Raw genomic sequence first — 8,057 nt, 5'->3', positions numbered from 1 at the left:
CGCGGAGGCTTATTCCGAGACCCTGTGCATCTGGCGGCGGCAGCGGGGCGCGGCCACGGACGGCTTGATCGCCGCGGTGGCCGCCGCGATCAAGGATTGAGGCCGGCGAGCGCCGCGCGTTCCCGCTGGCGCCACAGCAGGGTGGCGGCCAGCGCCAACAGCGCCAGCGCGCCGCCGGCGACGAAGGTGCTGGCGCTGCCGTGGCGGTCCCACATCCAGCCGGCCAGCACGCTGGCCAGCAGCAGGCACAGGCCGCTGACCAGATTGAACAGGCCGAAGGCGGTGCCCTTCATATCGGCAGGCGTTTCCTCGGCCACCAGCGTGGCCAGCAGGCCCTGGGTAAAGCCCAGGTGCAGGCCCCACAGGGCGATGCCGGCCAGGGTGGCGGCGATGGAGCTGGACAGCGCCAGCGTGGCGTCGGCCAGGATCAGGATCATCAGGCCTAGCGCCAGCAGCGCGCTTTTGCTGCAGCGGTCTGCCAGCACGCCCACCGGGTAGGCGGTGAGCGCGTAGACCAGGCTCATCACCACCATCACCAGCGGCAGCCAGCTCAGCGGCAGGCCATGGCGCTGCGCCAGCAGCACCAGGAAGGCCTCGCTGAAGCGGGCCAGGGTGAATAGCGCGCCGATGGCGACCACCCACCAGTAGCGCTTGGAGAACTGGCGCAGCAGCGCCAGCCGCAGCGGCGAGCGGAAGGGCTTGCGCTCGGCGCCGGTCGGTTCGCGCACGCCGGCGACGATCAGCAGCACCGCCAGCAAGGCCGGCAAACAGGCCCACCACAGCACTTGCTGGATGTCGTTCGCCAGCCAGAACATCAGCGCGATGCCCAACAGCGGGCCGGCGAAAGCGCCTATGGTGTCCATGGACTGGCGCAGGCCGAAGCAGGCGCCGCGGATTTCCGGAGGCGCGACGTCGGCCACCAGCGCATCGCGCGGCGCGCCGCGTATGCCCTTGCCCACCCGGTCCATCAGCCGTGCGGCCAGCACGGTTTCGGCGCTGTGCGCCAGCGGAAACAGCGGCTTGCTCAGCGCCGCCAGGCCGTAGCCCAGCAGCAGCAAGCCCTTGCGCCGGCCCCAGTAATCGCTGATGGCGCCGGAGAACACGCGCAGGATCAGCGCGGTGGATTCGGCCAGGCCTTCTATCAGGCCCAGGGTCAGCGCGCTGACGCCCAAGGTGGACACCAGGAATACCGGTAGCAGCGCGTGGATGATCTCGGAGGACATGTCCATGCACAGGCTGACCAGGCCCAGGGCCCAGATGGTGGCGGGGATGCGGGGCTGCATGCGGGAGGCCTTTCTCGATGAGGGAATGCGTTCACGGTAGGCGCCACAGGCTGAGCAGCAGGCCGGCCAGCGCCGCGCCGGCTATCACCGGCATCGCCTTGACTTGTCGTTTCAGCAGCGCCCAGGCCGCCAGCGCGGCGATGGCGGCGGCGGCCCAGTCCACGCCGCCGCGCCAGCCTTGCGGCCACAGCACATGCCAGCCGAAGAACAGGGCGAGGTTGGCGATCACCCCGACCACGGCGGCGGTGACGGCGGTCAGCGGCGCGGTCAGCCGGATCTGTCCATGGCTGTGTTCGATCAGTGGGCCGCCGGCCAGGATGAAGACGAAGGAGGGCAGGAAGGTGAACCAGGTCACCAGCGCCGCGGCCAGCGCGCCGGCCAGGAACAGGTGCTCCGGACCCAGCAGCGCCTTGGCGTAGCCGCCGACGAAGCCGACGAAGGCGACCACCATGATCAGCGGCCCCGGTGTGGTTTCGCCCAGCGCCAGGCCGTCCAGCATCTGGCCGGCGCTTAGCCAGCCGTAATGCGCCACCGCGCCCTGGTAAACATAGGGCAGCACCGCGTAGGCGCCGCCGAAGGTCAGCAGCGCGGCCTTGGTGAAGAACCAGCCCATCTGGGTGAAGCCGCCGTGCCAGCCGTAGACGGCGGCGAGCAGCGCCATCGGCAAGGACCACAGCAGCAGGCCGGCCAGCACGGCGCGGCCGAGCCGGAGCCAGGAGAAGCGGGCGTGCGCCGGCGGCGGGGTGTGATCGTCGATCAGCGCCGGGCCGTAATGCGCGTCCGCGCCGCCATGGCCGCCGGCCTGGAACCAATGTGGCCGCAGCCGTCCGGCCAGCGCGCCGATCAAGGCCGCCGCCAGCACGATCAGCGGGAAGGGCGTTTGCCACCACGCGATGGCACACAGCGAGGCCAGCGCCACGCCCCACAGCCAGGGCCGTTTCAGCGTGCGCGTGCCGATGCGCCAGGCCGCCTGGGCCACGATGGCGACCACCGCGGGCTTGATGCCGTAGAACAGGCCGGCGATCCAGGTCAGGTGGCCGTAGGCGATATAGACCCAGGACAGCAGCACCAGCAGGAAGAAGGACGGCAGCACGAACAGCGCGCCGGCGGCGACGCCGCCCCAGCCGCGGTGCAGCAGCCAGCCGATATAGGTGGCCAGTTGCTGCGCTTCCGGCCCGGGCAGCAGCATGCAGTAATTCAGGGCGTGCAGGAAGCGGCGTTCGGAAATCCAGCGCCGGCGCTCCACCAGCTCCTGGTGCATGATGGCGATCTGGCCGGCTGGGCCGCCGAAGCTGATCAGGCCCAGCTTGAGCCAGAAACGGAGCGCTTGCCGGAAGCCGACGGGGGCGGGCGCGGCGTCGCGGGGGCTGGGCGGCATGTTCAGGTCTCCTTGGCGAATTGCTGGTACAGCCCGTCCCAGATGTTGGAAGCGGCGGTCAGCAATTGGTCGTCGTCGCTCAGCGCGGCGCGCAAGCCGGCCAGCACGGTTTCCACGCCGCTGGCTTCCGGCGGCGCCGTGCCGCCCACATCCAGATAATGCACTAGCGCGGCCAGCCGCCGCAGCGGCGGCGCGTCCAGGCCGAAGCTGGTCAGCAGCACCTCGAAACTGACCTTGTCGCCGACATGGGTGAAGGCGGCGCCGTCGAAATCGAAGCCCAGCGCGTCCGGCGGGCAGTCGCCGGGCGCGGCCAGCCACAGGATGCGCGCCTGCGGATCGATGAAGCGGCGGATCAGCCAGGCCGAGGCCAGGCGGTCCACCCAGGGGCGGCGGCGGGTGGCCCAGATCCGGCCCTGGTGGTCGGCGATGGCGCGGCGCGGAATCTGCATGTCCCGGCTATGGGGCTCGCCCGGCGACAATTGCTGCTGGATGGCGGCTTCCAGTTGTTGCAGCGCGGCCTGCGCCTGTTGCTGGGCGGCGCCGGGGAAGAAGTCGATGGCGGCGATGCCGGCCAGGGCCTTGCCCAGCCGCCGCCATTGTTTCAGGCGCTCGGCGGCATTGTCGGGGTCCAGCCCGCTCAGTTGTTCCTGGATGTCCTGCCGCAGCTGCTGATAGTCGGCGTCGCGCTGAAACAGCGGCGGGAAATCGCTGCCGTCCAGCGGCCGGCAGGCCAGCAGCCGCGCGACGCCGCCGTGTTGTTGGATGTCGGAGGCGATATTCTCCAATTGCTGCAGGCGGGCGTTGCTGCCGGGCAATAGGTAGGCGCCGTCGCGCAGCGCGGCTGAGCCGCAGGCTTTCAAGGCGCGCCAGGCGCGCATGCGCGCGGTGGCGTTCTCGGTGGGCAAAGAAGTGATCAGCAGCAACCAGTCCATGATGTGCTCCATTTTTTGTAGCGTATTCTACAATTATGTAGTGATCAATATGTATTTGTTGGGGCGCATGGCGAAGTTGGACTCAAGCTTGGCCGGCGCGTGGTCGATAATCTAAATCGGGCTGATGAAGACGGGAGACGAAGATGAAGCGATGGCAGCAATGGTCTGTGTTGTTGTTGGCGGCGGCGCTGGCGGCGCCGGCGCTGGCCAATCCGCCGGAAGGCAAGGGCCAGGGGCATGGCCAGGGCAAGCACATGGATAAGGACAGGGAGGCGACGGACAAGGACTTGGTGGCGGCGGGCATCAGCGTCGCCGCCGCGCGGCGCTTGGCGCTGGACTCAGGGGTGACCGGCTATAAATCCTTGCCGCCGGGCATGCGCAAGCGCCTGGCTCGCGGCAAGCCCTTGCCGCCCGGTATCGCCAAACAGGTGTTGCCGGCGCCCCTGCTGAACCAATTGCCGCGCCACCCCGGCTATGAGTGGCGGGCGGTGGGCGCGGACCTGGTGCTGGTGGCGGCCAGCGGCTTGATCGCGGATATCTTGCTGGACGTGTTGCGCTGATTCAGTCGGTTCACAAGACTTGGCGGTAGATCACCGCGTCCGCCAGCTCCGCCACCTGGTCGTACAAGCGGCGCGCGGTGTGGTTGTCGCTGGCGGTGCGCCAGTACAGCATGGCGGCGCCGTCGCCGCGCGCCCGTTCCGCCGCCGCCAGCAGCAGCGCGCGGGCGATGCCGCCGCCCCTGGCCGTCGGCGCAACGTATAGATCCTGCAGATAGGCGCTGTCCTGGATCTGGATGGTGCTGCGGTGGTAGAGCAGGTGGGCGATGCCCAGCAGCGCGCCGTCGGCTACCGCGGCCAGCCCGTGCACCGGTTCCGCCGGCGCGAGCAGGCGGCGCCAGGTTTCCCGGTCCACTTCCTCGGGCAGGGCGCTGACGCCGACGCGGCCGTAGAAGGCGTTGTAGTCGCGCCATAAGGGCAGCCAGCCGGCGTAATCGTCGGCTTGCAGCAAACGGATGGCGAAGGCGGCATCAGCCATGGCGCGCTTCCGTCTCGCCGGCGCTGGCCATGTGTTCGAGGCCAGCCAGCACTTGCAGGCTGGCGGCTTCCATCAGCGCGACATGCTCCACCGCGGCCTGGCTATCGCCGTCGGCGTGGGCGCGCAAGGCGTCCAGCGCCGCGGTGTGCACCTTGGCGTGCGGCGCTTCGATTTCGCGGAAGCCGGGCAGGTGGGAGAAGCCGGCGCGGCCTTCGCCTTCGTAATACCACTTGCCGAAGCGGCAGTGCTGATGCGAGCCGAAATGGCCGATGTCTTCGTCCGACAGGCCGAACATCACTTGGTAGACACGGAATTTGTAGATCAGGTGATCCATCTTGGCCAGTTCGCAGAAACCGCGCAGCGCGGAGGCGGCGATGCTGCCTTCCATGCTGGTGGACATGTCCAGCAATTGCTTCATGGTGCCGGCGGCGGCCTCGCCATCCTGGCTGAAACTGGCGGCCTGCTCGGCCAATTGGCCCATCTGGCTGCGGCTGCCGGCGCTGTCGCCGCGGATCTGCTCCACCAGCTTGGCGATGTCGGCGGTGGCGGTGGCGGTGCGTTCGGCCAGCTTGCGCACTTCGTCGGCCACCACGGCGAATCCGCGGCCCTGCTCGCCGGCGCGCGCCGCCTCGATGGCCGCGTTCAAGGCCAAGAGATTGGTCTGATCGGCGATGTCGCGGATCAATTGCACGATGCCGCCCACCTCTTGCGCGCGCGCGTCCAACTGTCCCACTTTTTCCGCCGCGCCCTGGGAGGCGTCGGCCAGCTTGGACAGATCGGCGGCGATCTGATCTATGGAATGGCGGCTTTGCTGTGAGATGCCTTGCGCGGCGACGGCGCGATCTTTTTCCCGGCTCATCACGCTGGAAAGCGTGGCCAGCGACTGCTGGGTGTCGGTCATCGATTGGGCGAAGGCGGACAGGTTGGCGATCAGCCCGCGCAGTTCCTGAATCTTGGCCTGGCTGGCGGCAAGCTGGCGTTCGGCTTCATCGGCGCGGCTGCGGGTGTGTTGCAGCTCCTGGCGCAACTGCTCCGCCTCCTGGCCGAGTTTCAAGCGTTCCGCCTGCTCGCGCGCGGCCTTGTCCTTGTTCCGGAACCACATTCCATTCTCCTCTTGAAGCTGGGCCGGCACAGGCAGGCATGGCTTGCGCTTGCATGTGGCCGGGTGATTTTAAATAAACGTTTAGCATTATCCGAATGCTGTCATGAATTCGCAATCATTTGTCTTTAATAAATTCTATCAATTATGACAAAAATCATAATTTGCAAGAATTGGCTGCTTGAAAGCATGGCCGTGACGGGTTGCCAGAAAACGGCAGCCAATCTGGCCAGCGTGTTGCCAGCTTGGAGGAGAAGGGGTCAGTCGCGTTCGATTAGCCTGTCATCGGGCAGGGTCAGGTAGATCAATACGCTCAGCAAGGTGATGAAAAAGCGGAAGGCATCCGGCATTCCGTTCCATTGCTTGGACATCCACATGCCAAACCATTCGCCACCCACCGACATGAAAGCGACTTGCCAAGTCAGAAATCCCAAGCTCAGGCCGGCCACCGCCCAGCGCTTGGCAAGCTGAAAGCCAAGATTGTCGGATTTTAGCGCCCTCAGTAACTGGACGCCGCCGACCCAGCACAGGAAGGCCGTAGCGATCTCCAAACCGATGATGCCGATATAGCCGGCATGGTGGACCCAGGGGGAGGCAATGGCACGATACATGATGCCGTTGCCAGGGGTGGTGGTATCCATCATGAACACATGCTGGACGAAAGCGAAATTGCTCGCATAGTCAGTGATATTGCCAAAGGCCGCCAGGGTGGCGAACAAAGCCATGGCGAGCACCATGCTGGTTTTGGAGAGGCGAATCATAAACATGGCTAAGCTCCGAAATAGATGAGGGAGGTGACGAGGCTCTGCGCGAGTTCAGGCTCATGAGCTGAGCGTATCGGTGGGGAGCGTGTGGCATTCCGAGCCCAAAGCGCGGGAAGCTGGGGTCGTGTAGGAGAAACACCGTGCGGAGTTGGATGCGAGCTCAGCCAAGCGGGAACATGAGGCGCGCACGGCTATCCGTGGTGCTCGAAGCGAATTCCAAGCCGGTGCTACTGGCTGGTTTGTAGCCTTGTTGGTTGGAGAGACAAGGTGGAATGACTGGACGCTCATGGCAGCAGAGTTAAGCCTCCGCAGCTTGGACACTCATGAGCATCCTAATGTGATCAAGGGGCGTTTAGAACCTTTTCATGATCTGCCATACGGTGGCGGACGATAGAAAGGGGCGGTGAAAACCACATTTGGAATGAGGCGCGCTATTGGCGCATTCCGTTTTTCCCGCTGCAAGGTCTTGCCTCGGCCTTGCTCGCAAGTGATTGAACCGGCTTGGTCTGTGAAGGCTGTTTCAAGGCTGACGGTACCAGGGCCGGCGCAGCAACGTGGGCAGCAGGCTCTCGCGCAAGACGCCGACTTGCTGCCACAGGCAACTGGCGAGCGCCGGATTGTCACGGTGCCAGCGCTTGCCGAACACCAGGTAGTAGTCCTTGCGCGACAGCGGCGGCTGCAGGCGGACGATGCCGGCTTGCGGGTGGTCTTCCAGATAGCGGTCGCCGATATGGTTTTGCGTGGCGAAGGCGACGATGTGGCGCGCTTGCAGCTTGCGGAAATTCATCTCGCTGTCCTTGGCGGTTTCCACCTTGGCGCCCTTGGCGCGCAGATCGTCGGCGATGGACCAGCCGGCGTTGACGCCTATCGCCCCCAGCGCGGGCAGATTGCCGCCGTTCCAGGCCGGCGGTGTGTTTTTCAGCGCGTACAAGGAATAGGCCAGCGTGGTCAGACGGTAGCGCGGGTCCGGCGCGGCGCCGCGCAGCGGATAGTCGAAATAGGCTTCGCGCTCCTTGCTGTGGGAGAACATGAAGGCGGCGTCGTGCTGGTCGTGCTGCATCTCGGTGAGCAGGCGCTTGCCGGGCAGGCGCGACAGCTTCAGCGTCACGCCGCAAGCCTTGGCCGCCGCTCGCGCCATCTCCACCACCGCGCCGGGGTGGGGCGGCATGTCGGCGCCCTCGCCACTCATATAGGGGTCCGATGCCACCGCGCCATAGACCATGTCCAGCGTCGGCGCGGCCGCCGCGGCTTGCGCGCTCAGCGCCGCGGCCAGCAGTCCTATTTGTTTCAAGCTCAATCCACGCATCCATCGCTATCGCCTGCGCAGAGGGTAACAGCGCCGGACCTCCTTAGCATAGAGTTCCGCGCCGGGGTTTCAATATTCCCGTTCCGTCTGTCGCGCCAGCATGCGCTTCAACTCAGGCACGCAGGAACCACAGACGCCGCCGCAGCCCAGCCGCGCCTTGAGCCCGGCCAGGTCCGCGCCATCGGCGATGGCCGCCTGGATGCGCGCCGCGTCCACTTGCAGGCAGTTGCAGACGATGCGCGCGGCGGCCGGCGCGGCCG

At 66.5% G+C, this 8,057-nt stretch carries 9 protein-coding genes; 1 reads left to right on the top strand and 8 read right to left on the bottom strand.

Translation table 11 applies throughout. The features are described from left to right. Window positions 1-89: 89 nt before the first annotated feature. Genes LQT98_RS22680 through LQT98_RS22670 form a run of 3 tightly spaced genes read right to left on the bottom strand, consistent with a single transcriptional unit; the run spans window position 90 to window position 3,593 of the window. Entirely contained in the window at window positions 90-1,283 is a 1,194-nt protein-coding gene (locus LQT98_RS22680; RefSeq protein ID WP_048409159.1) for an MFS transporter, read from the bottom strand. A 31-nt stretch (window positions 1,284-1,314) separates the two neighbouring features. Beyond that, entirely contained in the window at window positions 1,315-2,661 is a 1,347-nt protein-coding gene (chrA, locus tag LQT98_RS22675; protein ID WP_231465394.1) for a chromate efflux transporter, read from the bottom strand. 2 nt (window positions 2,662-2,663) lie between these two features. Beyond that, window positions 2,664-3,593 (bottom strand): chromate resistance protein ChrB domain-containing protein, encoded by a 930-nt coding sequence (locus tag LQT98_RS22670; protein WP_231465392.1) that lies wholly within the window; start codon window positions 3,591-3,593, stop codon window positions 2,664-2,666. A gap of 143 nt (window positions 3,594-3,736) precedes the next feature. Between LQT98_RS22670 and LQT98_RS22665 the strand changes: the two genes are divergently transcribed. After that, window positions 3,737-4,153 (top strand): anti-virulence regulator CigR family protein, encoded by a 417-nt coding sequence (locus tag LQT98_RS22665; RefSeq protein ID WP_231465391.1) that lies wholly within the window; start codon window positions 3,737-3,739, stop codon window positions 4,151-4,153. A gap of 10 nt (window positions 4,154-4,163) precedes the next feature. Here the strand turns inward: LQT98_RS22665 and LQT98_RS22660 are convergent, their stop codons facing one another. The 5 genes from LQT98_RS22660 to LQT98_RS22635 all read right to left on the bottom strand — a co-directional run. Continuing rightward, entirely contained in the window at window positions 4,164-4,628 is a 465-nt protein-coding gene (locus LQT98_RS22660) for a GNAT family N-acetyltransferase (RefSeq protein WP_231465389.1), read from the bottom strand. Continuing rightward, the gene (locus LQT98_RS24085) at window positions 4,621-5,730 is read right to left on the bottom strand and encodes a methyl-accepting chemotaxis protein (protein WP_269326131.1); all 1,110 of its coding nucleotides are present in this window, start codon (window positions 5,728-5,730) and stop codon (window positions 4,621-4,623) included. The genes LQT98_RS22660 and LQT98_RS24085 overlap by 8 nt, the downstream gene beginning before the upstream one ends. A gap of 257 nt (window positions 5,731-5,987) precedes the next feature. Next, window positions 5,988-6,494, bottom strand: a complete 507-nt coding sequence (locus LQT98_RS22645; protein ID WP_197081417.1) for a DUF2165 family protein — start codon at window positions 6,492-6,494, stop codon at window positions 5,988-5,990. 517 nt (window positions 6,495-7,011) lie between these two features. Next, entirely contained in the window at window positions 7,012-7,788 is a 777-nt protein-coding gene (locus LQT98_RS22640; protein WP_231465387.1) for a substrate-binding periplasmic protein, read from the bottom strand. A 78-nt stretch (window positions 7,789-7,866) separates the two neighbouring features. After that, a partial coding sequence (locus tag LQT98_RS22635; RefSeq protein WP_231465385.1) for a (2Fe-2S)-binding protein occupies window positions 7,867-8,057 on the bottom strand: 191 nt, incomplete at its 5' end.

Origin of the sequence: Chromobacterium aquaticum (assembly GCF_021129195.1) — a bacterium.
GTDB lineage: Bacteria > Pseudomonadota > Gammaproteobacteria > Burkholderiales > Chromobacteriaceae > Chromobacterium > Chromobacterium aquaticum.
This window is presented reverse-complemented; position numbering and strand designations above follow the sequence as displayed.

Bases quoted from the DNA above. Each gene is read 5' to 3' on its own strand.
- LQT98_RS24085 (WP_269326131.1), bottom strand. From the start codon at position 5,730: ATGTGGTTCCGGAACAAGGACAAGGCCGCGCGCGAGCAGGCGGAACGC.
- LQT98_RS22680 (WP_048409159.1), bottom strand. From the start codon at position 1,283: ATGCAGCCCCGCATCCCCGCCACCATCTGGGCCCTGGGCCTGGTCAGC.
- LQT98_RS22645 (WP_197081417.1), bottom strand. From the start codon at position 6,494: ATGTTTATGATTCGCCTCTCCAAAACCAGCATGGTGCTCGCCATGGCT.
- LQT98_RS22660 (WP_231465389.1), bottom strand. From the start codon at position 4,628: ATGGCTGATGCCGCCTTCGCCATCCGTTTGCTGCAAGCCGACGATTAC.
- chrA (WP_231465394.1), bottom strand. From the start codon at position 2,661: ATGCCGCCCAGCCCCCGCGACGCCGCGCCCGCCCCCGTCGGCTTCCGG.
- LQT98_RS22665 (WP_231465391.1), top strand. From the start codon at position 3,737: ATGAAGCGATGGCAGCAATGGTCTGTGTTGTTGTTGGCGGCGGCGCTG.
- LQT98_RS22670 (WP_231465392.1), bottom strand. From the start codon at position 3,593: ATGGACTGGTTGCTGCTGATCACTTCTTTGCCCACCGAGAACGCCACC.